Source organism: Aliivibrio thorii, from assembly GCF_057368585.1.
The window spans coordinates 2,971,294-2,996,351 of record NZ_CM170654.1; the positions used below are offsets into that span (position 1 = coordinate 2,971,294).

Annotated in this window: 19 protein-coding genes, 5 tRNA genes and 1 pseudogene; 9 read left to right on the plus strand and 16 right to left on the minus strand. The window is 39.0% G+C overall.

The features are described 5' to 3' along the window. Positions 1-12 precede the first annotated feature (12 nt). Both dagF and AC2IP4_RS13735 read left to right on the plus strand, forming a co-directional pair. Positions 13-753 carry a 2-dehydro-3-deoxy-phosphogluconate aldolase gene (gene dagF / locus AC2IP4_RS13730; RefSeq protein WP_486306833.1) on the plus strand — a complete coding sequence of 247 codons (741 nt, stop codon included), beginning with the start codon at positions 13-15 and terminating at the stop codon, positions 751-753. 193 nt (positions 754-946) lie between these two features. Then, complete coding sequence (locus AC2IP4_RS13735; protein WP_486306834.1) at positions 947-2,869, plus strand: BglG family transcription antiterminator; 1,923 nt, start codon at positions 947-949, stop codon at positions 2,867-2,869. Positions 2,870-2,913: 44 nt separating this feature from the next. Here the strand turns inward: AC2IP4_RS13735 and AC2IP4_RS13740 are convergent, their stop codons facing one another. Next, on the minus strand, positions 2,914-3,177 hold the full coding sequence (locus AC2IP4_RS13740; RefSeq protein ID WP_181044705.1) for a hypothetical protein: 264 nt from the start codon (positions 3,175-3,177) through the stop codon (positions 2,914-2,916). Next, positions 3,161-4,039: an SPOR domain-containing protein gene (locus AC2IP4_RS13745; RefSeq protein ID WP_375321421.1), complete on the minus strand. Its 879-nt coding sequence runs from the start codon at positions 4,037-4,039 to the stop codon at positions 3,161-3,163. Before AC2IP4_RS13745 ends, AC2IP4_RS13740 begins: the two co-directional genes overlap by 17 nt. 176 nt (positions 4,040-4,215) lie before the next feature. On the opposite strand from AC2IP4_RS13745, the gene AC2IP4_RS13750 reads away from it, so the two are divergent. Beyond that, the gene (locus AC2IP4_RS13750; protein WP_375321422.1) at positions 4,216-6,096 is read left to right on the plus strand and encodes a DUF294 nucleotidyltransferase-like domain-containing protein; all 1,881 of its coding nucleotides are present in this window, start codon (positions 4,216-4,218) and stop codon (positions 6,094-6,096) included. A 9-nt stretch (positions 6,097-6,105) separates the two neighbouring features. Further along, positions 6,106-6,822, plus strand: a complete 717-nt coding sequence (locus tag AC2IP4_RS13755) for a 3'-5' exonuclease (RefSeq protein ID WP_105056909.1) — start codon at positions 6,106-6,108, stop codon at positions 6,820-6,822. Positions 6,823-6,902: 80 nt separating this feature from the next. On the opposite strand, the gene AC2IP4_RS13760 is transcribed toward AC2IP4_RS13755, so the two are convergent. The 10 genes from AC2IP4_RS13760 to AC2IP4_RS13805 all read right to left on the minus strand — a co-directional run bounded on the left by AC2IP4_RS13760 (position 6,903) and on the right by AC2IP4_RS13805 (position 15,280). Next, complete coding sequence (locus AC2IP4_RS13760) at positions 6,903-8,483, minus strand: BCCT family transporter (protein WP_375321423.1); 1,581 nt, start codon at positions 8,481-8,483, stop codon at positions 6,903-6,905. 237 nt (positions 8,484-8,720) lie between these two features. After that, on the minus strand, positions 8,721-9,662 hold the full coding sequence (locus AC2IP4_RS13765; protein WP_486306836.1) for an ABC transporter permease: 942 nt from the start codon (positions 9,660-9,662) through the stop codon (positions 8,721-8,723). 2 nt (positions 9,663-9,664) lie between these two features. Next, the gene (locus AC2IP4_RS13770) at positions 9,665-10,642 is read right to left on the minus strand and encodes an ABC transporter permease (RefSeq protein WP_486306837.1); all 978 of its coding nucleotides are present in this window, start codon (positions 10,640-10,642) and stop codon (positions 9,665-9,667) included. Between the two features lie 132 nt (positions 10,643-10,774). Then, positions 10,775-12,328, minus strand: coding sequence for an ABC transporter substrate-binding protein (locus tag AC2IP4_RS13775; protein WP_486310424.1), 1,554 nt, complete (start codon positions 12,326-12,328; stop codon positions 10,775-10,777). 64 nt (positions 12,329-12,392) lie between these two features. After that, on the minus strand, positions 12,393-14,108 hold the full coding sequence (locus tag AC2IP4_RS13780; RefSeq protein ID WP_486310425.1) for a dipeptide ABC transporter ATP-binding protein: 1,716 nt from the start codon (positions 14,106-14,108) through the stop codon (positions 12,393-12,395). Between the two features lie 558 nt (positions 14,109-14,666). Continuing rightward, positions 14,667-14,743, minus strand: a tRNA-Pro gene (locus tag AC2IP4_RS13785). Between the two features lie 69 nt (positions 14,744-14,812). Further along, positions 14,813-14,888, minus strand: a tRNA-His gene (locus tag AC2IP4_RS13790). A gap of 42 nt (positions 14,889-14,930) precedes the next feature. After that, positions 14,931-15,007 (minus strand) — tRNA-Pro (locus AC2IP4_RS13795). Between the two features lie 85 nt (positions 15,008-15,092). Continuing rightward, positions 15,093-15,168: transfer RNA gene (locus AC2IP4_RS13800), tRNA-His, on the minus strand. A gap of 35 nt (positions 15,169-15,203) precedes the next feature. Then, positions 15,204-15,280: transfer RNA gene (locus tag AC2IP4_RS13805), tRNA-Arg, on the minus strand. Between the two features lie 280 nt (positions 15,281-15,560). Here AC2IP4_RS13805 and AC2IP4_RS13810 point away from each other — a divergent pair. Further along, a complete protein-coding gene (locus AC2IP4_RS13810) occupies positions 15,561-15,974 on the plus strand; it encodes a c-type cytochrome (RefSeq protein WP_375321427.1) in 414 nt (137 codons plus the stop codon). 74 nt (positions 15,975-16,048) lie between these two features. Here the strand turns inward: AC2IP4_RS13810 and rep are convergent, their stop codons facing one another. Beyond that, positions 16,049-18,064, minus strand: coding sequence for a DNA helicase Rep (gene rep, locus AC2IP4_RS13815; RefSeq protein ID WP_486310426.1), 2,016 nt, complete (start codon positions 18,062-18,064; stop codon positions 16,049-16,051). A 187-nt stretch (positions 18,065-18,251) separates the two neighbouring features. Between rep and AC2IP4_RS13820 the strand changes: the two genes are divergently transcribed. The 4 genes from AC2IP4_RS13820 (at position 18,252) to ubiK (ending at position 23,384) form a co-directional block, all read left to right on the plus strand. After that, the gene (locus AC2IP4_RS13820) at positions 18,252-18,818 is read left to right on the plus strand and encodes a TetR/AcrR family transcriptional regulator (protein ID WP_375321429.1); all 567 of its coding nucleotides are present in this window, start codon (positions 18,252-18,254) and stop codon (positions 18,816-18,818) included. A gap of 18 nt (positions 18,819-18,836) precedes the next feature. Then, positions 18,837-19,943, plus strand: a complete 1,107-nt coding sequence (locus AC2IP4_RS13825) for an efflux RND transporter periplasmic adaptor subunit (RefSeq protein ID WP_375321430.1) — start codon at positions 18,837-18,839, stop codon at positions 19,941-19,943. A gap of 11 nt (positions 19,944-19,954) precedes the next feature. Further along, a complete protein-coding gene (locus tag AC2IP4_RS13830; protein WP_105056902.1) occupies positions 19,955-23,023 on the plus strand; it encodes a multidrug efflux RND transporter permease subunit in 3,069 nt (1,022 codons plus the stop codon). Positions 23,024-23,132: 109 nt separating this feature from the next. Further along, positions 23,133-23,384 carry a ubiquinone biosynthesis accessory factor UbiK gene (ubiK, locus tag AC2IP4_RS13835; RefSeq protein WP_105056901.1) on the plus strand — a complete coding sequence of 84 codons (252 nt, stop codon included), beginning with the start codon at positions 23,133-23,135 and terminating at the stop codon, positions 23,382-23,384. 137 nt (positions 23,385-23,521) lie between these two features. Here ubiK and AC2IP4_RS13840 read toward each other — a convergent pair whose 3' ends face one another. From AC2IP4_RS13840 to ltrA, 3 genes and pseudogenes are all read right to left on the minus strand, one after another. Then, entirely contained in the window at positions 23,522-23,728 is a 207-nt protein-coding gene (locus AC2IP4_RS13840; protein ID WP_486310411.1) for a hypothetical protein, read from the minus strand. Positions 23,729-23,740: 12 nt separating this feature from the next. After that, positions 23,741-23,821 (minus strand): annotated as a pseudogene (locus AC2IP4_RS13845) (hypothetical protein); the annotation flags it as partial. Between the two features lie 4 nt (positions 23,822-23,825). Further along, positions 23,826-24,746, minus strand: coding sequence for a group II intron reverse transcriptase/maturase (gene ltrA, locus AC2IP4_RS13850; protein ID WP_486310412.1), 921 nt, complete (start codon positions 24,744-24,746; stop codon positions 23,826-23,828). Between the last annotated feature and the right edge of the window lie 312 nt (positions 24,747-25,058).

Here is a 25,058-nt window from a genome sequence, read left to right on the forward strand (position 1 = left end):
GAGAGACATCCCATGAGTTTAAAAGCTAATTTCTACAAAAATCGTGTATGCCTGAACGTATTAGCAGGCTCTGTTGATAATGCAGGTGAAATTTATGACGCCGCAGAAGGTCATGTTTTGGTTGGTGTTTTATCTAAAAACTACCCAGACGTTGATACCGCTGTTAGCGACATGAAAAAATACAGTGAAGTCACCAACAATGCTGTATCAGTTGGCTTGGGGGCTGGCGATCCAAACCAATCAATGATGGTGTCTCTTATTTCTCAGCACGTACAGCCACAACACATCAACCAAGTGTTTACTGGTGTCGCAACGAGTCGAGCACTAGCAGGGCAAGATAAAAGCATTGTTAATGGCTTAATTTCACCAACAGGTACGGTGGGAATGGTTAAGATCTCAACTGGCCCATTAAGTTCTCGCTCGGAAGATGCGGTTGTTCCTGTTGAAACAGCGATTGCAATGCTAAAAGACATGGGTGGAAGCTCTGTTAAATATTTCCCAATGGGTGGATTAGAAACACGTGAAGAGTTTGCCTATGTAGCCAAAGCTTGTGCCGAGCTAGATTTTTGGTTAGAGCCAACTGGCGGCATTGATCTTGAAAACTACGAAGAAATCATGCAAATCGCATTAGATGCAGGCGTGAGTAAAATCATTCCACACATCTATAGCTCAATCATTGATAAAGCAACAGGAAATACCCGTCCAGCAGACGTAACGACTCTACTTGAAATGACAAAAAAATTGATTAACTAAGTTTGCCCCTCCAAAGCCGGAACCCTGACCCCAGGTTTCTGGCTTTTTTATTTTCTTGAAAAATAGACTTATTTTTAATCAAAAAAAATAACTCAAGATAGTAATCACACATTCAATAAATATTGATATCTAGTTGCTTAAAACTAGTTGATATTATTATTAATAAAAATCAACTTACTTTATCGGTTTTCATATGATTCAATTGCCTTATCCGCGCCTTAATACCATCTTTGAAGCTCTTAGATACGAAGCTCTCCCTCAACAAGAGCTTGCACAGCGTTGTGATATTTCAACTCGAACCATTCGTACTGATATCTCTGCATTAAATGATATTTTAGCTTCTTATGGCGCCCAAATTCAGCATCAACGCGGAAAAGGCTACCACTTCGATATTTATGATGAAACACGATTCTCTGATATTGAAAAACAAACAAAAAAGATGAAAACCTCACCACGAAATGCAAAAGATCGCGTAGTGTATTTAATTATGCGCCTACTCTCTCAAGAGGAAGAATGTAAATTAGATGACTTAGCCAATCAATGGTTTGTTAGTCGCACCTCTTTACAAGCAGACATGAGCGAGATTCGTGAAATATTAGAGCAGTATAATTTAGAGATTGTCAGCAAAGCCCACCATGGGCTGAAGTTGTTTGGTGAAGAACAAGCCATACGAGCATGTATCGCTCATGTTTTATTTCAATTCAAACCAAGTGATCGTACGTTTATTAATGTATGCGAACATTTTTTCCCTGAAATAAACCTTCCATCTTTACAAGAAGATTTACTTCATTTAATTAATCAGAATCATATAAAATTAACCGATGAGGGGCTTCATCATTTATTGGTTTATTGCGGTGTAACCTTACACCGACTTAAATTAGGAGCGGTAATTCATCATATTCACCAACCAAAGTTAAGTGATGAAGCACAGAGAGCCGCATTAGACCTGAGTAAAACGATTGAAACCTTACTTGGGTTCCCTATTCCTAAATCTGAAATTGATTATTTAAGCATTCAAATTGCAGCTCGACGAGTGACAGGCGTCACTATTATCGATACAGAAAAATACACTGAACAACTTGAATTAACTCATTTTTTATTAGATTACGTTAATGAGCATTACAACTACAATTTGCGTAATGATGAGTTACTAAAACGTGATTTACTATGTCATATCACAACAATGATATTACGTGTTAAATATCAAATCACCATTCCCAATCCGCTTGTTGACCATATTAAGCGCTATTACCCACTTGCTTATGACATGACCGTCGCAGCGATTTCGCACTGGGGAAAACATTTAATTCCAGATGGAGAAGTAGGTTATTTAGTTATGCATATTGGTGTTGGTTTAGAGCGTAACTTCGCATTAGAAGAGCAACAACAACCAAAAGCACTATTGGTGTGTGATTCTGGCACTTCAATTATGCGCTTATTGGAATCTCAATTACTTCGCTCTTTACCACAGCTAGAAATTCAGAAAATTAATTCTGTCAGAGAATATGAATCTTTAATTAAAGTTGAGACTGACTTTGTTATCTCAACAGAAAAGGTATCTCAAAAAAATAAACCAACCATTACGATTTCACCACTACCAACGAGCTTCCAACTAGAACAAGTAAATAAGTTAATATTGATGAACCGCTCTCATCCTTATATGTTGGATAAGTTTTTTGATCATCGTTACTTCTCTGTGCTTACAGAGCCAATGACTCAAGCTGAAGTACTTAAAAAGTTCGCTTCTCATTTTACAGAAGAAAATATCACCCCAGATGAGTTCTATGAATCGGTGCTCGAACGTGAAAATATTACCTCGACTATTCTAGGTGAAGGCATTGCTATTCCCCACTCCTTAGGTCTATTAGCAAATGAAACCAAGGTCTACACCATTATTTCACCTCATGGCGTTGATTGGGGAAATGGAAAAATAGCCCATGTCATTTTTCTTTTTGCGATAAATAAAGATGATTATGAAGAAGCGATGAGCCTTTATGATTTATTCGTGACCTTCATGAATGGAAAAGCAGTGGATACCATTCTTGATTGTTTATCGTATGAAGAATTTCAATACGTAGCGAAAGAGTGTTGGTTTAATAGAAAAAAAGATTGGTAGTATAAAAAATCCCAGCATAACTGGGATTTTTTATAGAAAAGAGATTACGGTCGCGGCTTAAACTCCAATACTGGCGCTTTTTCACCGTCATTCACATCTTTAGGGTTATTAATCACGATTAAATCTAATGCTCGACCTGTTGGACTTAGCAGTGCGAGCTCTTCTTTGTGCTCATCTTCCAGACAGATATTTAATGAAATATCTGATAACGCCTTAACGCCAAACTCTTCTTCTAATGTTTCTAATGCTTCTTGTAAGTTCTCAGCCAGAGATTTACTGTCCCAACGACCTTTAAATTGAATTTCCAACGACTTTATCCTCTACCTTCTTAGTACACACCACATTCAGCATCGATGTGTTTTTTAATTTTCTGGCTGTACCCCCTTTAAAGAGACCGATATTATCCGCGCCCCAATAAGGTAATTGCATTGGCCATTTATCTTTCGTCATTATCGTTGAATCAACTAGTATTTGCCATTGCTCTTTAGTCAATAAATCCATCTCTATTTTTTGGCAAACGGTGTGAGCATTTTGTGCTGTTGCTCTTAACCAAGGCATTTTATTTTCCATATAGAAGCCTTCATTTCCATTATCAATAAACGGCACTGCAAAATGAACTTGGTTAATAATCACTTCTTTACGAATAGTTATCGGATCTGGTTCTATTACCTTTTCAGGCATCAGTGCTTCTTTATTAACATCTGATAAATCGACTTCACGCAGTCCTGCATGTTTAAATAACCGCTGATTTTGTAAAGCTTTCAATTCTTTATTCGCTATAAAATAATCAATATACGGACCAACTAAACAACGGTTAAGCTCTCCTTCTTTTTTCATATTAATTGGCATATCTACCGCGCGATTAATTTGTTCAATAGCGTCTTTAGTTAACTCTTTTTTAAACAGGCCACATTGGATCCAGTACTCACTATTATCAACTTTCTCTTTTGTAGGTAGACTTCCCCATAGCCCTTCCCCTATCGGGCAAAGTTCAGACAAAATATGCTCTTCTTTTTTATTGTCTCCTTTAGAAAAGCAAACCGCAGATAAAACACCTTTATTTAGAGTTTCTGGCTCTGTCGCCTTTTCGTTCGCAGATACACTTGCGACTGCTACGAAACTACCGAGAACACCTAATGATATTGCTGTTCTTTTTATTAATTTAGCCACTAGACTTCTCCAAACAAACTTACAATATTATCAGCATAGCAAAAGTTCTGTTTCAGATCCGAGATCCTATTTCCAATGCCTTCGTCTCACTCAATTTAATTGAATTAACATAGCTATCCATAAAGCGATAAACTAAAATTATAGTCTATTCTCCTTTAATTTATGTTGAGTGACGCATGGAAGTTGAACTGTTAGAGATCCAACACTTTTTATCACAATACCCTCCCTTTAACTTATTACCTGAAGAGGCAATAAAAGAAGCGGCTCAAAGCGTAGAAATATCTTATTACCGCGCAGAAAGTATGGTGATTGGGTTTGGTGATGAGATCAAAGACCTTTATATGGTTCGCAGCGGAATAATTGAAGTCTATCGTCGTAATGGCGAGCTTTATAACCGACTTGATGAAGGCAGTATTTTCGGGCAAATGGGCCTATTAATGAATAATAAGGTTCGTTTCCCAGCCAAGGCTCTGAACGATTCTTTATTATATTGCATCCCTGAATCGGTATTTGATGATTTCTGTGAACGCTATGATGAGTTCTCAGATTTTGTTGAAGTAGAAGATGCCACCCGCTTAAAGCAAGCGGTTGAAAACAATCATGATGACGCTAACGATCTAACCACGTCCAAAGTAAAAACATTACTGACTCGTGAAGCGGTCATGATTACCAAATACGAAACCATTCAATCTGCCGCTAAAACCATGGCAGAAGAAAACGTATCTGCGGTATTAATCACCGATCCTGAAATCGATACAGAAGAAGAAGACAATGATTTTGTCGGTATTATTACTGACCGTGATTTATGTACTAAAGTGCTTGCCTGTGGGTTAGATTTTGAAACCCCCGTATCTGAAGTCATGTCTACAGAGCTGATTTCACTCGACCATAATGCCTATGTATTTGAAGCCATGCTGATGATGCTTCGATACAACGTACATCACTTACCAGTATTGAGAAATAAGCAACCAATCGGTGTTCTAGAGGTGTCTGACATCGTACGTTACGAATCTCAAAATAGCCTGTTGTTCGTAAGCAGTATTTTCCAACAACAAACTATCGAAGACTTGGTTATTTTATCTAGCCAATTGAAAGATTGCTTTATTCGAATGGTAAATGAAGACGCTAATTCTCACATGGTTGGTAGCGCGATGTCTGAGATTGGTCGAAGCTTTAAACAACGTTTATTAGAGTTGGCCGAGGAAGAACTAGGCGCACCTCCAGTCCCTTATTGCTTCTTAGCGCTTGGTTCTATGGCTCGTGATGAGCAGTTAATTGTTACAGACCAAGACAACGCGATTATTTTAGATAATGATTATAACGAACAAGAGCATGGTGAATACTTTAAAGCGTTATCTACTTTTGTTTGTGATGGTTTAGCTGCGTGTGGATATACCTACTGCACTGGCGACATAATGGCAACGAATCCTGAATGGCGTAAAACGCAATCAGAATGGGAAGAATGTTTTGCCGATTGGATTGATAACCCAGATCCACAAGCACTATTAAATAGTTCTATTTTCTTTGACTTAAATGGCGTTTATGGCCGAACCAAATGGGCAGAACAACTCAATGGATTTATTGTCCGTCGAGCAAAGAAAAATAACCGTTTCCTTGCTTGCCTTGCTCGAAATGGTTTACGCCGAACACCACCACTGGGTTTCTTTAAGGATTTTGTGATGGAGAAAGATGGCCGCCATAATAATTCAATAAATTTAAAACGCCGTGGTACAGCACCTCTTGCTGATTTAATCCGAGTTCATGCATTAGCGATTGGCTCTCAAGCGCAAAACTCATTTGAACGTTTAGACGATATTATTGAAGCTGGTATTTTACCTAAATCAAAAGGCAGTGATCTTCACCATGCAATGGAATTAATTTCATTGGTTCGTCTACGCCATCAGGCATTAGATGTCGAAGCGGGGATAGAACCTGATAACAATATAGAGCCAGAGAACATGTCTGACTTTGAACGTCGAAATCTAAAAGATGCGTTCCAAGTACTGAGTAATGCGCAAAACTTCCTTAAGTTCCGTTATAGCGCTAACAAATTTTAGGAGTGAATGATGATATCGAACACTCAACAAGAAATTCTCAACTGGCCTGCTTTCTTTACGCATAAGTTTGAAATGAGTAAAGATAAACGGCTTAAAAATTTTTACCAAACCGGAACGTATGAAGAAGAAACACCACTCAAAGATATTGAATTTGTTGCTTTAGATTTTGAAACAACAGGATTAGATGCAAATCAAAACAGCATTATTAGTATTGGTTTAGTGCCATTTACTTTACAACGTATTCGTTGTCGAGAATCTCAACATTGGTTTGTTAAAGCTCAAGACAGCTTAGAAGAAAACTCTGTTGTCATTCACGGAATTACTCACTCTGACTTACAAGGGGCTCCTGATTTACGTCGTATCTTAGAGAAGGTGCTCGATGCGTTAGCAGGAAAAGTCGTAGTGGTTCATTACCGAAAAATAGAACGTGATTTTTTTGATGCTAATTTACGAAGCTTGATTGGTGAGGGTATTGTTTTTCCAGTGGTCGATACAATGCAAATCGAAGGGGATTATCAACAAGGCCAATCTAAAGGCCTAATTAATTGGCTTAAAGGAAAGCGTCCTGAATCAATCCGTTTGGCAAATAGCCGATTACGTTATGGCTTACCGGCTTACCCTCCTCATCACGCATTAACTGATGCGATTGCGACAGCTGAATTATTTCAGGCTCAAGTGCGTCATCACTTCTCGGAGAATGACCCTATTCGTAAGTTATGGCAATAATAAAAACCGTTTAACCTAAAAACAAAAAAACCGATGAAGATTATCTCTCATCGGCTTTTTAGTGTTTGTTCACTAAAGAATTAAGAACGGTTATGTTTCTCAGTTCTCATACCCATAAGTAAACTCACACACATGACAAGCAATATAATGGTGAATGGTAAGGCTGTTGAAATAGCCCCAGCTTGAAGAGCCTCAATTGCTTGAGTACCACCAACCCATAGCAGAGCAACTGCAATTGCCCCTTCCATAAATGCCCAGAACACTCGTTGTGGTACAGGCGCATCAACTTTACCACCAGCAGTAATGCTATCGATAACTAATGAACCCGAATCTGATGAGGTGATAAAGAATACCAACACTAGCACAACCGCGATCAGAGAAAGAATATTCCCCATAGGTAGAGCATCAAACATTTGGAACATAGCTAGAGAGACGTCCGTTAACCCTTCAGAGCCTAAGGTACCTACATGATTGATCACCTGATCAATCGCAACACCACCAAACGTAGACATCCAAAGCACGGTAAATACAGTTGGTACAACTAATACTGCAATCAAGAACTCACGAACAGTACGACCACGAGATACTCGAGCAATAAACATACCTACAAATGGAGACCATGAAATCCACCACGCCCAATAAGTAACAGTCCAACCGTGCATCCACGCTTGATCACCACGACCGTGTGGATTACTTAATGGAATAATATTTTCAATGTAGCCCATAACTGTCGTTGGAATCGTCCCCATCGAGACAGAAAATGAAACCAAAGCAACAAAAACAACTAATACAACCGCAATAATCATATTAATGTTACTGATGACTTTTACACCACCATCAATACCACGCATTACTGAAACAACAGCAAGCAAGGTAACAATGAAAATAATCGCGACTTGTAAACCTAATCCACCTTCAATTCCAAACACATGCTGGAAGCCACTTGCTGCTTGTTGAGCACCAAGACCTAAAGAGGTAGCAAGACCAAATAACGTTGCTAGAACAGCAAGAATATCAACAATATGACCGGGCCATCCCCATGTGCGATCTCCTAAAATTGGATAGAAGATTGAGCGCATAGAAAGTGGTAAGCCTTTATTGTAAGAAAAGAAAGCTAATGACAAGGCAACAACACCATAAATAGCCCATGGATGAATACCCCAATGGAACATGGTTGCACCAAGTGCTAATTGTTTTGCTTCCGGTGTATACGCTTCAACGCCTAGTGGTGTTTCAAACCAACCAGTAAAGTAAGCAACTGGTTCTGATACACCCCAAAACATAAGACCAATACCCATGCCAGCAGCAAATAACATCGCGATCCAAGAGACCATCGAGTAATCAGGTTTTGCTTTATCACCACCAAGGCGAATTTTACCAAATGGTGAGACAATCAATGCTAAACAGAAAATAACAAAGATATTCGCTGACCACATAAACAAACCATCAAATGCATTGATAATCTGTAATTTCAAACCATTTAGCACTGTTTTTGCAGTTTCAGGATCCGTCACTGCAACTGCTATTAAGAAGAGTGCAATCAAGCCAGCACTAATACCGAAGACGGAGTTATGAATATCCAATCCCCATTTTTGAACGTTATCCTGTCCAACAGTATAATCTGTATTATCTATACTGTACTTGTCCTTATTTCTACTCATTATTCCTCACTTCGAGCCTTAGCTCTCTGTTTTGGTTTAATTCAAATACTCGCTTTAAAATATTTAAACACACCTTATGATCCTAACAACTGAGCAAATTATTACCAGTAAAAGCGGTAAATAAGCCAGAAAAACAATAAAACAAGCGAAATTTCCTTATCTGTAAGACATTGTTTATGTTTTACAAATGAAAAAAAAGCGATGACTAAATCATCGCTTTTTATTAGTTAGCTATGATTAACCTTTATAGATTTTAGGATTAAATACATCTCTTAACCAATCACCAAGTAAATTAATTACCAAGACTAAAGTAACCAAAACTAATCCAGGGAAAGCGGTAATCCACCATGAACCAGAGAAAATATAATTAAATCCAATACTGATTAATGAACCTAATGAGGGTTGGTCTACCGGTAAACCTAAACCTAAGAAAGACAACGCAGCTTCAGACATAATCGCATTGGCAATTTGTACTGTAGATATAACTAAAATTGGAGATAAGCAGTTAGGCAGAATATGACGGAACATGATTCTCGGAGAACGAAAGCCCATCACTTTCGCTGCTTCTACGTATTCCTTCTTCTTCTCAGCCAATACTGACGCACGGATTGTACGTGCGTATTGTGGCCATTCAGCAATACCGATAATAACCACCAACATTACGACGGCATATTGACTAAAAAACTCTGTTCCAAAACTGGCTTTAAAGATAGCAGAAACAATGATTGCAACCATCATGGTTGAAAAAGACAACTGCACATCAGCAAATCGCATTAAAAAGCTATCTATTCGACCACCGAAATAACCTGCAGATAGGCCAATAATAATACCTAATGTCAGTTGTACTGCTACAGCTAAGAAGCCAATCGTTAATGATAAACGCGAGCCATAAAGAATGGTCGACAATACATCACGACCTTGGTCATCAGTGCCTAAAAGAAAGCGTTCATCTCCCTCTTCCATCCAAGAAGGAGGTAACTCTGAATCCATAATATCAATTGAACTAAGATCATATGGATTATTTGGAGCAATAACTGGTGAAAGTAATGCCCCCAGAACAAAGACCAAAAAGACAGCAAAACTAAACATTGCCACTTTGTCGCGTAAAAAATAATACAAAAAATCTGAAGATTTAAATCGTTCCCAACGAGTTGGAACGTGGTTAGTTGTAGTGTTCATGATTACGCTCCTTTACCTGTAATATCTACGGTTGGGTTAATTAGTCCATATAATAAATCAACAATCGTATTCGTTACGACGAAGATCAACCCGACAAAAATAACGTAAGCGGTAATCAAAGGAGTATCTACACGGTTAATCGCCTCTAAGAATAAAGAGCCTGTTCCCGGCCACTGAAAAACAGTTTCAGTTAAAATTGTATATGCCACCATAGTACCAATTTGAACACCACCAACCGTCAAGACAGGCAACATAGTATTTTTTAATGCGTGCTGATAATAAATTTTATTCGTTGCGACACCTTTAGCTTTTGAAAACTTAATGTACTCAGAACTCAATACTTCAAGCATTTCTGAACGCACCAAACGAATAAACAAAGGCAGCATAATGGAAGCCAGTGAAATACAAGGCAATACTAAATGAGCTAAGCCATCAATAGTAAAAAACCCTGATTCCCAACCAAGTAAATTGTACGTTTCTCCACGCCCATAGGACGGTAGCCAATTTAATTCAATTGAAAAAACATACATCAACATTATTGCGGTTAAGAAGACAGGGATCGATATACCAACGCTACTGAACGCCATAATTGCTTTAGTAAAAAAGCTTTTAGGATGAATAGCCGAATAGACACCAAGAGGGATCGAGAGACATATAATGATAATCGCAGAACCCAATACTAATTCAAGGGTTGCAACAAGCTTATCTAGGATGACCTCAACGGCCGGCTTTTTGAAGAAATAAGACGTGCCCAAGTCACCTTGAACCGCATTAGTAATAAAACGAGTATACTTTGTGATGAACGGGTCATTTAACCCTAGATCATCTCTCAGAGCTTGACGCTCTGCTTCTGAAACTGATTGTCCAACCAATTCACGTAACGGGTCACCCAAGTTATCTTGAATGGAAAACGCAACCAGACTGATCACAAACATCACTATCAGTGCCTGAAACAGGCGCTTGACCAGAAACGTAAACATTCCTTGTCCCCTTAATCTATCCTAAGAATGACATGATTATTTTCATGCCTAACACATTGTTGTTATTGCTGTGGGTATAAATAAAGGCTGCCTTGATTCATTCAAAGCAACCTACTTATTTTTGTTTAATGGCTATTTAACAACTAGGTCGCCAAAGTATGGGTATTCCATTGCATTTACGATTGGTTTGATATCAATGTTAGATTTCGCACCCCATGCAAGGTTTTGCCAATGTAGTGGAACAAACGCAGCATCGTTATATAGTGTATCTTCTACTATTTTTAGCATTTGGCTACGCTTAGCTGGATCAGTTTCTACATTTGCCGCTTCGACTAAACGGTCAACTTCAGGGTTTGAATAATGACCACAGTTGTACTGACCTTTACCAGTTTCTTCATTACGCGTCATTGTTAGGAACTCAGAGAAATTCGCTGAATCTTCGGTATCCGAATGCCAACCAATCATCATCATGTCTGCTGAACATAAATCAAACTCAGGCCAATATTGCGCTTTTGGTAAAGTTTTTAAATCAACTTTAATGCCAATTTTAGACAGCATTGCTGCAGCAGCTTGAGCAATTTTTGCATCATTTACGTAACGGTTATTTGGCGCCATCATGCTAAGTTTAAAGCCATTCTCGTAACCCGCTTCTTTCATTAGCTCTTTTGCTTTCTTAAGATCATAACGTGGAACTAAGTCAGCATCATAACCAGAATAACCTGAAGGTCCTTGTTGACCAGCTGCAGTAGCAAAACCTTTCATGATTTTCTTAACGATGCCCTCGTTATTAATTGCATGAACGATTGCCTGACGAACACGTACATCTTTTAGTGCTTCATTACTTGTTTGGTTCATTTGAAAGGAAATCAAACGAGTACCTGGTAGCGTAACTAAATCAATACCTTTGGTATTTTTTACTCGCTTGTGATCATTTGGGGCCACAGGAGCTATGACATCAACATCACCAGAAAGAAGAGCTGCAACACGCGTTGCATTTTCTTTAATTGGAACAAGAGTTAATTCGTCTACATTACCTGGAGAATTTTTATCCCAGTAACCATCAAAACGATCAAAAACAACTTTTACGCCTTGCTCACGAGATTTAACAACAAATGGACCCGTACCAGAAATGTGTGTTGAAGCGAATGAATTACCGTGTTTTACAATTTCAGACTTATCTTTACCATTTTCTGTTTTACCAGAATAGAACTTGCTGTCCATTGGGAAAAGGTATGTTGCTGTCTGCAGAACTAACGGATAAGCGCCTTTAGAAACAAGTTCAACCGTATAATCATCAATTTTAACTAGCTTTTCATAAGGTTCGAAAATCGCTTTAAAATCAGGAGAGTCTTTTAGACGATCAAACGTCCAAACAACATCGTCAGCCGTCATCTCATTACCTGAATGAAACTTAACGCCTTTACGTAAATTAAAAAGGAATGTTTTTTCATCAATACGTTCCCACTTTTCAGCAAGACGCGGTTCAAAATCAAATGACTGCGTATAACGCACTAGGGGATCAAACACCATATGAGAAAGTTGTAGTGTACCGCCAGACAATTGCTCATGTGGATCAAGTGATACTGGATCGGCATCGTAAGCAACAGTAATGTCAGCAGCTGCCGCACTAAAACTTAGGCCAGCAGCCATAAGTGCGATAGCTAATTTTGTCTTCATGGTTTTCATTGCATAACTCCTTATGCGGGAATTTATCCCTAATTTGTTGTATTTATACTTATTATTAGACGGTTTAAACCGCTGCTAGATCATCTCTTAACCCTTTAAAGTCAGGCATAAGCGAAATCAATTGCTTGCTGTATTCGTGCTGTGGGTTGGTATAAAGATTTTCCGTTGGAGCCACTTCTAAAAGTGTTCCCATTTGCATTACACCGACACGATCACACATTTGGCGAATAACAGGTAAATCATGACTGATAAACAACATGGTTAGGTTTAACTCATCTTGTAAATCTTTTAATAGGTTGAGGATTTGAGCTTGAACTGATACATCCAAAGCAGATGTAGGTTCATCACAAATAAGTAGACGTGGGCGCGTTGCTAATGCTCTAGCAATAGAAATACGTTGGCGTTGACCACCAGAAAATTCATGTGGATACTTCAATGCAGCCATTCTTCCCAAACCAACATGACCCAAAAGATCATTAACGATCTGTTGCGTTTCTGATTCTGAACGCGTTAGCTTATGAAAACGGATCGGTTCTGCAATGATATCGAAAATTTTCATACGAGGATTCATGGACGTATAAGGGTTTTGGAATACCATCTGCATTTGACGGCGCATAGGACGGCGCTCTTTTTCTGATTTCAGCGCTGTAAGGTCAATGCCTTCAAAAATAACAGAACCGGAATTAGGCGGATATAAACCAGAGATAATACGGGCAATGGTAGATTTGCCTGAACCAGACTCACCAACAAGGCCGAATGTTTCCCCTTCATGAATTTCAAAGCTAACATTATTAGAGGCTTGAACGTATTCACGGCGACTTTCGAAAAATGAGTCTTTCGTTATAAATCGTAAATTTACATTTTCTACTTTTAATAACGGCCCTACGTATTCACGCTGGTCTTGGCTTTGACCTAACCAATGATTCTTTACATCAATAGGATCGTGTTGAACAGCTTCTTCGATATAGCTCACTAACGGGAAACGCTCTAACTTAACATCAGAGCGAGGAACCGCAGAAATCAAACTACGAGTGTATGAGTGATCAGGATTACCTAATACTTTCTCTGTCTTACCAAACTCAACCAAATCACCACGGTACATTACCGCAACTTTATCCGTTACATTTGATACAACCCCCATATCATGAGTAACAAGCATACAACCTACGTTTTTCTTAACACAAAGATCTCGGATAAGACTTAAGATTTGATCTTGAATCGAAACATCTAGGGCTGTAGTCGGTTCATCGGCAATAATAAGGTCCGGTTCACCGGCTAATGCTATTGCAATAACAACACGTTGACGCATGCCACCTGAAAATTGGTGTGGATATTGTTTTAAGCGATTTTCAGGTTGCGGAATACCAACTTGCTCCATCAAAGATAATGCTCTCGCATAAGCTTCTACAGATGACATTTTTAAATTGGCATGAATGGTTTCGGTTAACTGTTGCTCAACCGTAAATAAAGGGTTTAACGAGGTCATTGGGTCTTGGAAAATAAAACCAATTTTAGAGCCTCTAACTTTACGCATATCCTCTGTTGTTAGACCTGATATTTTTTCGCCATCAAGAAATACCTCACCTCCAGCAATAACACCTGGAGGGCTTAATAAATCAATTACAGCATTACCGACAGTTGACTTACCTGCACCAGACTCTCCAACAACACCAACAATCTCACCGCGTTCTATTGAAAACGACAGCGACTTAACCGCGGCATGAACCCCGTGACGAGATGGATATTCGATACGTAAATTTTTAACTTCTAAAAGTGACATTATCAGACTCCGACTACTCGGCAGCATCCTGCCCTGTCTGCACATTGATTCCATTCGAAACAGCAATAAGTACTGTAACTTGATTAGGACACCAATGTAGTCAATTGTTCACAAAAAAGCAACAATCAAAGAGTATAAAACTAATATATGCCAATATATTGAATAAAAAGTCACTTTCCTCAACCTGACCTAATATGAAGAACTATTTTAAATAGTCATAGCAACCAAATAAAACATACAGTTAAAAACAAACTACTAAGATAGTGATTTATCTAAAACCCATCTCACTTTAGATAAATAGACAAAAATAAATTTAACATTTAAAACAACTTTTTAATTGGAATTAGAAGTTAAAGTCAGTGTTTTATATTGATTTAACTATAAATAATCAGTGTAAGCTATCAAAATAAAGATAAATAGAAGCAGTTGGAACTCAAAGAAAAAAGAAAGAAATGAGGCATAGAGCGTAATGTAAAATAGCGATTTTGTGATGAAGATAAGAATAATATAAAGCAGAAATGAAAAAAGCCTCGTCATTTCTGACGAGGCTTTCAAATGTGGTCGGTGAAGAGGGATTCGAACCCCCGACCCTCTGGTCCCAAACCAGATGCGCTACCAAGCTGCGCTATTCACCGAGCTTTTATTTGATTCTTGGGGTATAAATGAATCAAAAGGGAAACTGCTTTTACAGTTACCAAAATTAATGGGGTGGCTAACGAGATTCGAACTCGCGACCACCGGAATCACAATCCAGGGCTCTACCAACTGAGCTATAGCCACCACTAATTTTTTATATAACCGCTATTGCGATTATTGAAATAGTGGTCGGTGAAGAGGGATTCGAACCCCCGACCCTCTGGTCCCAAACCAGATGCGCTACCAAGCTGCGCTATTCACCGACAAATTTCGTTTCGATTCTTGGGGTGTTTCTTGAATAAAAACTGGAAACCTTATTTTACTACATAAACTTGGTTACCAAAATAATGGGGTGGCTAACGAGATTCGAACTCGCGACCACCGGAATCACAATCCAGGGCTCTACCAACTGAGCTATAGCCACCACTACTTTTTTTCGCCTTTAATTTATATTCCGGATGGCACGCCCGAAAGGATTCGAACCTTCGACCTTTGGCTCCGGAGGCCAACGCTCTATCCAACTGAGCTACGGGCGTATACCCTATCGGCGGAGAGGAATAATACGGATCTGCGTGACCTGCGTCTAGTGTTTTTTTTACTTTTTTTGTCGTTTGGTCTCTTTTTCAACAATTTCTACCTATTTATCCTCATTTTCTTTAGCTCTAGTGGTTTATTGCAACAATTTAAGCAGATATACTCACTCAATATTTACACAAAGTTAACGCAGCTATTTTATTAAGTTCGCTTTTCAACTGGGTAAATACAATAAAATGGGCTAAAGCCAATAATAATAACTGGGAGTGGAAAGTGAGCTTTATGGAAAAATCTATTCGTAACATCATTATTGCAACGGTTGCTGCATTAACTTTTTCAACTACCTCTTTTGCAGCGGGTAACTCTGATGATGTAATAGCTGAGCGAATTAAGCCTGTAGGTCAAGTTTACCTAGCAAGTGACGTTCCTGTGGTTGAAGAGCTGACAGGACCTCGCTCAGGGGAGCAAGTATACAAAACATTTTGTACTGCTTGCCACTCAACTGGAGCTGCTGGTGCACCAAAAACTCAAAATGCAGCAGATTGGACCCCACGTATAGCAAAAGGTATGGACGTATTAAAAGAGCACGCTCTTAATGGCTTTAATGCGATGCCTGCTCGTGGTACTTGTATGAATTGTACTGATGACGAAGTTGTCGATGCAATTAATTACCTAGTTAAAGGGTTAGTAAATTAAGACTGACTTAATCCAAAAAAATAAGTTAATCAAAAATGGCCACAGCTAAATAGCTGTGGCCATTTTTCTTTCTATTACTTTTTAAGCATGGCTCTAAGATTAGCAATATTACTCTTCCCTCTTTCCATTCTCTCTTCTTGAGTTGGCTTTGGTTTTTTCATCTCCCAATCTAAATCGTCATGTGGTAACTCTTCTAGAAAACGACTTGGTTCCGGACGAATTAATTCACCATATTGTCGACGCTCTTTGCATAATGTAAAAGTCAGTTCTTTTTGAGCTCGTGTTATTCCTACATAAGCTAAACGACGCTCCTCGTCTACGTTGTCTTCATCCATACTAACTTGGTGAGGTAAAATACCCTCTTCAGCACCAATTAAAAAGACATACGGAAACTCTAAACCTTTTGATGCATGTAAGGTCATTAACTGAACCTGATCGGCGCCGTCTTCATCCTCACCGCGCTCCATCATATCTCGTAGGGTTAAACGTTGGACAACTTCTTTTAATGTTTTCTCTTCATTATCATAATTATCCCCTTCTAAATCGGCGACAATCCACGAATAAAGATCAGAGACGTTTTTCATTCTCATCTCTGCAGCTTTTGCGCTGGTAGATGTTTCGTACAACCAATCTTCATAATGAATATCTTTCACAAGAGAGCGGACCGCTTCTACTGTATTACCACGCTCTGCGTTTTCAGAAATAGAAACAACCCAATGACTGAAACGACGTAATGACTCTAACCCTCTTCCTGTAAGCGTTTGTTCTAACCCCATTTCAAAACTGGCTTCAAATAAGCTTTTTCCACGCATGTTGGCATAAGTACCCAATTTCTCTAAAGTCACAGGGCCAATTTCACGACGAGGCGTATTCACTACTCGTAAAAATGCATTGTCATCGTCAGGGTTTGTTAACAAGCGTAAATACGCCATGATATCTTTAATTTCAGCTCGAGAGAAAAAAGAGGTTCCACCTGATATTTTATAAGGCACTCGGTTTTGCATTAGTGACTTTTCAATCAAACGAGACTGATGATTACCTCGGTATAACACTGCGTAATCTTTATAGTCCGTTCGATTTAAAAATCGATGTGCAATAATTTCACCGACAACTCGCTCTGCTTCGTGCTCATCATCTTTTGCTGTAAGTACTTTTATCTGCTCCCCATCAGGAATTTCTGAAAAAAGACGTTTTTCAAATACATGAGGGTTATTAGCAATAAGTATATTAGCCACCCGTAGAATTCGGCTGGTCGAACGGTAATTTTGCTCTAGTTTAATCACTCGTAAGTTTGGGTAATCTTCGTTTAATAGCACCAAATTTTGAGGCTTTGCACCACGCCATGAGTAAATTGATTGATCATCATCTCCTACAACGGTTAAACGCCCTCTCTCTCCAACTAATAACTTCACCAATTCATATTGACTGGTGTTGGTATCTTGATATTCATCCACAAGTAAATAACGGATCTTCATTTGCCAGCGTTCACGCACCTCTTGATTAGTTCGAAGCAGTAAAACGGGTAATGAAATAAGATCATCAAAATCAAGCGCGTTATAGGCCTTCATCTGTGCTAGGTACATTTCATAACAAAAAGCAAATAACTGGTCTTGTTCCGAACGAGCAAACCCTTTTACTTGCGCAGGTGTTAACATGTCATTTTTCCAATTAGAAATACTACTGAGTAACTGACGCAATAAATCTTTGTCACCATCAATCTGCTTTTCTGTTAACTCTTTAAGCAGAGCCAATTGGTCTTGATCATCAAATAAAGAAAAACCCGCTTTCAAGCCAAGCACTTTATATTCTCGTCGAATAATATCTAAACCTAACGAGTGAAAAGTAGAAACCATTAACCCTCGGGACTCCTGCTTATTTAGTGTCTGCCCTACACGTTCTCTCATTTCTCTCGCTGCTTTATTGGTAAACGTTACGGCTGCAATATTTCTCGCTTTATAACCACATGTCTGAACGAGGTAAGCTATTTTATTTGTGATTACACGGGTTTTACCTGACCCTGCACCAGCCAATACTAAACATGGCCCTGAGACAAATTTAACTGCCTCATCTTGCTGTGGATTAAGTCTCATGAATCACCTATTAAATCGATAATGAATTATTTGGGTCTATAATAAAGCGGACTACTTTGGAATACCATGTAAACAATCAATCAAAAAATGTGACCTTTACGTTTCTTGACACAAAAATAGATTACATTTTATTCGTCGTGTCCTAGAATAATGAATGAACGTTCATTCATTTCATAAGGATCTATTTATGAAGGAAAAACGCCAACTCATCATTGAGTCAGCTGAACAGTTGTTAGCCACCGATGGGTTTAGCGGTTTATCCATGCAAAAGGTAGCAAACCAAGCGGGCGTTGCCGCAGGTACGATCTATCGCTACTTTGATGATAAAGAAGCATTAATCCAAGAAATAAAGCTAAATATCATGCAGCGAGTAGCCCTTGCTATTCAAGAAAACGTACAGGATTCAGATCCAATTAAAGTCCGTTTTCGTACTATGTGGTTGAATATTTGGCATTTTGCTATTTCAGAAAGAAATACGTTTTTGAACCGCAATCAATACGATTCACTTCCTTGCTTTGATTTAGTCAAACTAAAGGAACTAGAGGAGAAAATGTTTGCCCAAGTTAATCAGCTCTTTATTGATGGACTTGAGCAAGGCATTTTTAAGCCTCTTAGCGTAGAAATATTAACTGGCCTTAGCTTAGAAGCGAGTGTTTGTTTAGCTCGAAAACATGCTCAAGGTTTTTTTACTTTAACAAACGATGATCTTGACGCGGCAATTGAAGCCAGTTGGGATGCCATTATTAAACACTAATTTGGAGTTCTAATCAGAATGAAAAAGTGGACTTTCTTTATGTTGCTTCTTGCGCTACTTCTTTTCGGTAGTGTTATTGGTTTTAACATGTTTAAACAACAAAAAATTGCTGAGTACATGGCAAATAGACCTGAACCTGAATTTCCTGTTACGGTTGAAACAGTTACGTCGTCCCTTTGGACTCCAACTATCGAAGCGATTGGTTTCATTGAGCCAAACCAAGGTGTAACACTGACAACTGAAGTTAATGGTGTAATCGATAAAATCTCGTTTGATTCTGGTAGTCAAGTAAAAGAAGGGCAATTACTTCTTTCTCTTGACTCTAAAGTAGAAAAAGCCAATTTAAAAAGTACTCAAGCTCGCTTACCTGCTGCAGAAGCAAAATATAAGCGCTATAAAGGCTTATACAAGAAAGGGTCGATTTCTAAAGAATCATACGATGAAGCTGAGGCGAACTACTTCTCTCTTGCTGCTGATATTGAAAGTATGAAAGCATCAATTGAACGTCGTGAGATTAAAGCACCTTTCTCTGGTGTCGTTGGTATTCGTAATGTGTATCTTGGTGAATACTTACAACCAAGCACTGATATTGTACGCCTAGAAGACACTAGCATCATGCGTTTACGTTTCACTGTTCCTCAAACTGATATCTCTCGTATCAACATTGGTCAAGACATTGATATCACTGTTGATTCGTACCCTAACGATGTCTTTAAAGGATCGATTAGTGCAATTGAACCTGCGGTAAATATCCAAAGTGGCCTAATTCAAGTTCAAGCTGACATCCCTAATAACGGTGGGAAACTACGTAGTGGTATGTTTGCTCAAGCAGATATAATTCTGCCTACATTAGAAAGCCAAGTTGTTATTCCACAAACAGCGATTACCTATACTCTTTATGGTGACAATGTTTACATCGTTACTGAAAAAGACGGTGATAAACGTGTTCAACAGCATGTAGTAAAAGTTGGTGAGCGTTCAGAAGCTATCGCACACATTCTTGACGGTGTTAAACCTGGCGATGTTGTTGTTACATCTGGCCAAGTTCGTTTAAGTAATGACGCGAAAGTACGTATCGTTGAAAGCGATGCAACAACACCACCTGCTGAAACACCAATGCTGTAACCGGAGGAACTATGCGCTTTACTGATGTTTTTATTAAACGTCCAGTTTTAGCGGTATCAATCAGCTTTTTGATTGCTTTGCTTGGCATCCAAGCTATTTTCAAAATGCAGGTTCGTGAATACCCTGAAATGACGAATACCGTTGTAACGGTAACAACAAGCTACTACGGTGCAAGTGCTGACCTTATCCAAGGTTTCATCACTCAACCCTTAGAACAAGCGGTAGCTCAAGCTGATAATATAGATTTCATGACGTCACAATCTGTAATGGGTCAATCGACTATTACGGTAACGATGAAATTAAATACAGACCCCAACGCCGCATTGTCTGACGTACTAGCTAAGACTAACTCTGTTCGCTCACAACTTCCAAAGGAAGCAGAAGATCCAACAGTTACCATGTCAACAGGTTCTACAACAGCGGTACTTTATATTGGCTTTACAAGTGATGAGCTTGTATCAAGTCAAATTACCGATTACCTAGAGCGAGTGGTTAATCCTCAACTATTTACTGTGAATGGTGTTTCAAAAATAGACCTTTATGGTGGTATGAAATATGCGTTACGTATTTGGTTAGACCCTGCTCGTATGGCTGCAATAAATATGACAGCAACTGATGTTATGGGTGTATTAAATGCCAATAACTTCCAATCAGCAGCAGGTCAAGCAACCGGTGAGTTCGTTCTTTATAATGGTAGCGCAAACACACAAGTCTCTAATGTAGAAGAACTTGAACGTTTAGTTATTAAAAGTGAAGATGGTGAAGTTGTTCGTCTAAGTGATATTGCGAAAGTATCCCTAGAAAAAAGTCATGATGTATACCGAGCAAGTGCTAACGGTAAAGAAGCTGTTGTTGCTGCAATCAATGCTGCACCAAGCGCTAACCCGATTAACATTGCTGCAGATGTTTTGGAACTGTTACCTCAACTAGAGAAAAACCTTCCTAAAAACATCAAAATGAACATCATGTACGACTCTACGATTGCGATTAACGAATCAATCCATGAAGTAATTAAGACCATTGTTGAAGCGGCTGTTATCGTACTTATCGTTATCACATTGTTCTTAGGTTCATTCCGAGCAGTAATCATCCCTATTGTAACGATCCCATTATCTCTTGTTGGTGTTGCAATGGTAATGCAAGCTATGGGGTTCTCATGGAACTTGATGACACTTCTTGCCATGGTTCTCGCCATTGGTTTGGTAGTAGATGATGCTATCGTTGTACTTGAAAACGTAGATAGGCACGTCAAACTTGGAGAGACTCCATTTAGGGCTGCGATTATTGGTACGCGTGAAATTGCGATACCTGTAATTGCAATGACTTTAACACTGGGTGCCGTATATGCTCCTATCGCTATGATGGGCGGTATTACTGGTTCTCTATTTAAAGAGTTTGCCTTAACCCTTGCTGGCTCAGTATTTGTTTCAGGGATCGTCGCACTAACACTATCTCCAATGATGTGTTCTAAGATGCTTAAAGCAAATGAAATACCAAGTAAGTTTGAAAGCACAGTTCATCACTTCCTTGATGGCATGACAAGCAAATATGAGCGCATCCTCGGTTCGGTAATGCAACACCGTCCAGTAATCATAGCATTCGCTGTTATCGTTTTTGCCAGTCTACCATTGCTATTCAAGTTCATTCCAAGTGAGCTCGCTCCTTCTGAAGATAAAGGAGTTGTAATGCTTATGGGTACTGGTACATCTAACGCTAACTTAGATTATCTACAAAATACAATGAATGATGTTAACGCAATTCTTTCAGACCAACCTGAAATTGCCTTTGCTCAAGTATTTACTGGGGTACCTAACTCAAATCAAGCATTTGGTATTGCATCAATGGTTCCTTGGAGCCAACGAGAAGCAAGTCAAGCTGATGTAACTGGTCGTGTAGGCAAATTAGTACAAGATGTTCCTGGTATGGCTGTAACTGCCTTCCAAATGCCTGAACTGCCAGGAGCTGGTTCTGGTTTACCAATTCAATTTGTAATTACAACACCAAATAGCTTTGAGAGCCTATTCCAAATAGCAACCGAAGTATTAACTGATGTTAAAGGTAGTCCTTTATTTGTTTATTCTGATATCGATTTAAACTTTGATTCAGCAACAATGAAAATCAATATCGATAAAGACAAAGCAGGAGCTTATGGCGTAACCATGCAAGATATTGGTATTACGTTAAGTACAATGATGGCTGATGGCTACGTTAACCGTATCGATCTAAATGGACGATCTTATGAGGTAATCCCTCAGGTAGAGCGTAAATACCGCTTAAACCCTGAATCAATGAACAGTTATTATGTTCGCTCTCTCAGTGGTGAAGCCGTTCCATTAGGTAGCTTAGTCTCTATTGATGTAATTGCTGAACCTCGTTCTTTACCTCACTTCAATCAGTTAAACTCTGCTACCGTTGGAGCTGTACCATCTCCAGGAGTTGCTATGGGTGATGCGATTTCTTGGTTTGAAGATATAGCAAACACGACACTACCAAGTGGTTACAATCATGATTACATGGGCGAAGCTCGCCAGTATGTAACAGAAGGTAGCGCATTATATGCAACCTTTGGTTTAGCGTTAGCGATCATCTTCTTAGTTCTTGCGATTCAATTTGAATCAATTAGAGACCCATTAGTAATTATGGTTTCTGTTCCATTAGCAATCTGTGGAGCATTAATTGCACTTGCTTGGGGTGCCGCAACAATGAATATCTACTCACAAGTAGGCCTAATCACCTTGGTTGGTCTAATTACAAAACACGGTATTCTTATTTGTGAAGTGGCCAAAGAAGAACAATTACACAATCTAAAAACTCGTATGGAAGCGGTAACCGAAGCTGCAAAAGTTCGTCTTCGCCCGATCCTAATGACAACAGCTGCAATGATTGCCGGTTTAATTCCGTTAATGTACGCAACTGGTGCAGGTGCAGCACAACGCTTTAGTATTGGTATTGTTATCGTTGCGGGACTAGCAATTGGTACCCTGTTTACTCTATTTGTACTGCCTGTAATTTACAGCTACTTAGCAAGTGAACATAAACCACTACCTGTTTTTGAAGAAGGCAAAGAAATTCAAGAATAAGGTAAGTAAAATTTTAAAGGCTACTTCGGTAGCCTTTTTTATATTTGAATAGCGACAATGAGCTGTGCTTTATTTAAAATAAAGAAAAGTATCGACCAAGGAATAAATGATGTTTGATCCAAAAAAGTTAGAGCAGGTAGCAAAACAGATTCATGATTCAATGCCACAACCAGTCAAAGAGTTAGGTAGTGATGTAGAGCAAAAAGTACGTCAAGTAATTCAGGGGCAATTGAATAAACTTGATGTGGTGAGTAGAGAGGAATTTGATGTTCAAACACAAGTTCTCCTACGTACCCGTCAGAAACTAACAGCGATGGAACAAAAACTTACTGAAATAGAAGAAAAATTGTCAGAAAAATAAAATCGTATTTATATACGACTAGGATAAATCATTACGTTATCCAAAAGATACATCGAGTAGGGTGAGGCTTTTGCCTCATCCCTCTCACAGAACCGTACGTACGGACCTCGTATACGGCTCCTGCAATTTACTATTTCTTAATAAAAAGAAGCGAGTACACCTGTTTTAACTTCGTCTATTGAATACAAGCCTAGATTTTTGAACCACTGATTAGGCATCGCATAGCTTGCTAACGGACTCGCACTGTTTCGCCATGAGTCCATTTTTATGGACTTAAATGGCGGTTTGTACTTTAGTTGCTTAAGACGACGATGCAATCTGCACGGCTTCTTCCACAAACTCATTTGTACCGCTCGCAATCTCCGCCTTATCCAAGCCGCAAGGCTTTTCAGTGTGCTCGTAATATTGGCTATTTTGAAGTAGTTTACAAACTGGATTCAGTTACTTTAGCACTCTCGCTAAATTCAATCCTCCATTACGCTTGGTGAGTTGTCTTACTTTCGCTTTTAATGTTTTGAGCTTCTTTTCTTGAATTGCCGTGTAATTTGTAAAAATTTCCACTCCCAAGAATTTAATACCTGTATCGCTATGTGCTATATGGGTTTTCCGCTCATTCACTTTAAGTTTTAGCGTTACTTCTAAAATATGGCTAGCTACTTTTAATGCATTCTCTGCACCCTTTTTCGAGGTGCAGAATATCAAAATGTCATCCGCGTATCGCACTATTCGATGCTTACGCCTCATCATTTCTTGATCGAATTCATCTAAGTAGATATTAGCAAGTAGTGGACTAATCACCCCACCTTGTGGACTGCCTATTACACTATTCTGCCAGTTTTCACCAACCATGACTCCACTTTTTAGAAATTGACGGAGCAAGCCTAAGATACTGCCATCCACGATGCGCTTTCGCACGAACTTGATTATCAGATCGTGGTCAAGCATGTCAAAGCATTTAGACAGATCCATATCAACAACATGCCGCTTATTATATTTACGTATAAAGAGTGTAGCTTTGCTGATGGCTTGATGACAGCTTCGCCCAACCCGATATCCATAACTGGATGGATGAAAGTTTGGGTCAAATATGGGAGTCATTATATTCGTTAAACATTGTTGAACAATTCGGTCTCGAACTGTGGGGATCCCCAATAACCTGATACCGCCATCGTCTTTGGCGATCTCAACTCGTTTTACGGGCCGCGCTTGATAGCGCTTTTCTTGTAGTTCAAGTAATAGTTTTCTGAGCTCTACTTCCAAATTTTGTGTGAAATCATCGATACGCTGCCCGTCAATACCAGCTGCGCCTCCATTCTTTCTCACTTGTTTGTATGCCACGTAAAGCGCTTGCAGTGATAGCATGCGCCCGTAAAGGCTATAGTGTACTCTCAAATTATTATCTCACATCACCTGCTGCTGACTTTATTTATGTTGGTTAGGTTTATTTCGTTGTCGCGTTAAGTTTTCTAGCAAGGCTACGCCCTTTTATTCGCAATATGCTTAACCGCCTCTATGCCTCTAGTAAAGAGAAACACTTACTCCCCGTGCCCAGTTCTATTCACAGCTTTAGTATCACCCTTAGCCATTAAAATAGAGACTTTACCTTATTTGGTAATTCGTGAACCCATCATAAATTACGTCACTTTAAGGTAATTTATAAATCACTTCCCCCCT

What these genes read in the sequence shown, in the direction of transcription:
- dagF (WP_486306833.1), top strand. Translation starts at nt 13, where the DNA reads ATGAGTTTAAAAGCTAATTTCTACAAAAATCGTGTATGCCTGAACGTA.
- AC2IP4_RS13735 (WP_486306834.1), top strand. Translation starts at nt 947, where the DNA reads ATGATTCAATTGCCTTATCCGCGCCTTAATACCATCTTTGAAGCTCTT.
- AC2IP4_RS13750 (WP_375321422.1), top strand. Translation starts at nt 4,216, where the DNA reads ATGGAAGTTGAACTGTTAGAGATCCAACACTTTTTATCACAATACCCT.
- AC2IP4_RS13755 (WP_105056909.1), top strand. Translation starts at nt 6,106, where the DNA reads ATGATATCGAACACTCAACAAGAAATTCTCAACTGGCCTGCTTTCTTT.
- AC2IP4_RS13760 (WP_375321423.1), bottom strand. Translation starts at nt 8,483, where the DNA reads ATGAGTAGAAATAAGGACAAGTACAGTATAGATAATACAGATTATACT.
- AC2IP4_RS13765 (WP_486306836.1), bottom strand. Translation starts at nt 9,662, where the DNA reads ATGAACACTACAACTAACCACGTTCCAACTCGTTGGGAACGATTTAAA.
- AC2IP4_RS13770 (WP_486306837.1), bottom strand. Translation starts at nt 10,642, where the DNA reads ATGTTTACGTTTCTGGTCAAGCGCCTGTTTCAGGCACTGATAGTGATG.
- AC2IP4_RS13775 (WP_486310424.1), bottom strand. Translation starts at nt 12,328, where the DNA reads ATGAAAACCATGAAGACAAAATTAGCTATCGCACTTATGGCTGCTGGC.
- AC2IP4_RS13780 (WP_486310425.1), bottom strand. Translation starts at nt 14,108, where the DNA reads ATGTCACTTTTAGAAGTTAAAAATTTACGTATCGAATATCCATCTCGT.
- AC2IP4_RS13810 (WP_375321427.1), top strand. Translation starts at nt 15,561, where the DNA reads ATGGAAAAATCTATTCGTAACATCATTATTGCAACGGTTGCTGCATTA.
- rep (WP_486310426.1), bottom strand. Translation starts at nt 18,064, where the DNA reads ATGAGACTTAATCCACAGCAAGATGAGGCAGTTAAATTTGTCTCAGGG.
- AC2IP4_RS13820 (WP_375321429.1), top strand. Translation starts at nt 18,252, where the DNA reads ATGAAGGAAAAACGCCAACTCATCATTGAGTCAGCTGAACAGTTGTTA.
- AC2IP4_RS13825 (WP_375321430.1), top strand. Translation starts at nt 18,837, where the DNA reads ATGAAAAAGTGGACTTTCTTTATGTTGCTTCTTGCGCTACTTCTTTTC.
- AC2IP4_RS13830 (WP_105056902.1), top strand. Translation starts at nt 19,955, where the DNA reads ATGCGCTTTACTGATGTTTTTATTAAACGTCCAGTTTTAGCGGTATCA.
- ubiK (WP_105056901.1), top strand. Translation starts at nt 23,133, where the DNA reads ATGTTTGATCCAAAAAAGTTAGAGCAGGTAGCAAAACAGATTCATGAT.
- AC2IP4_RS13840 (WP_486310411.1), bottom strand. Translation starts at nt 23,728, where the DNA reads ATGAGTTTGTGGAAGAAGCCGTGCAGATTGCATCGTCGTCTTAAGCAA.
- ltrA (WP_486310412.1), bottom strand. Translation starts at nt 24,746, where the DNA reads ATGCTATCACTGCAAGCGCTTTACGTGGCATACAAACAAGTGAGAAAG.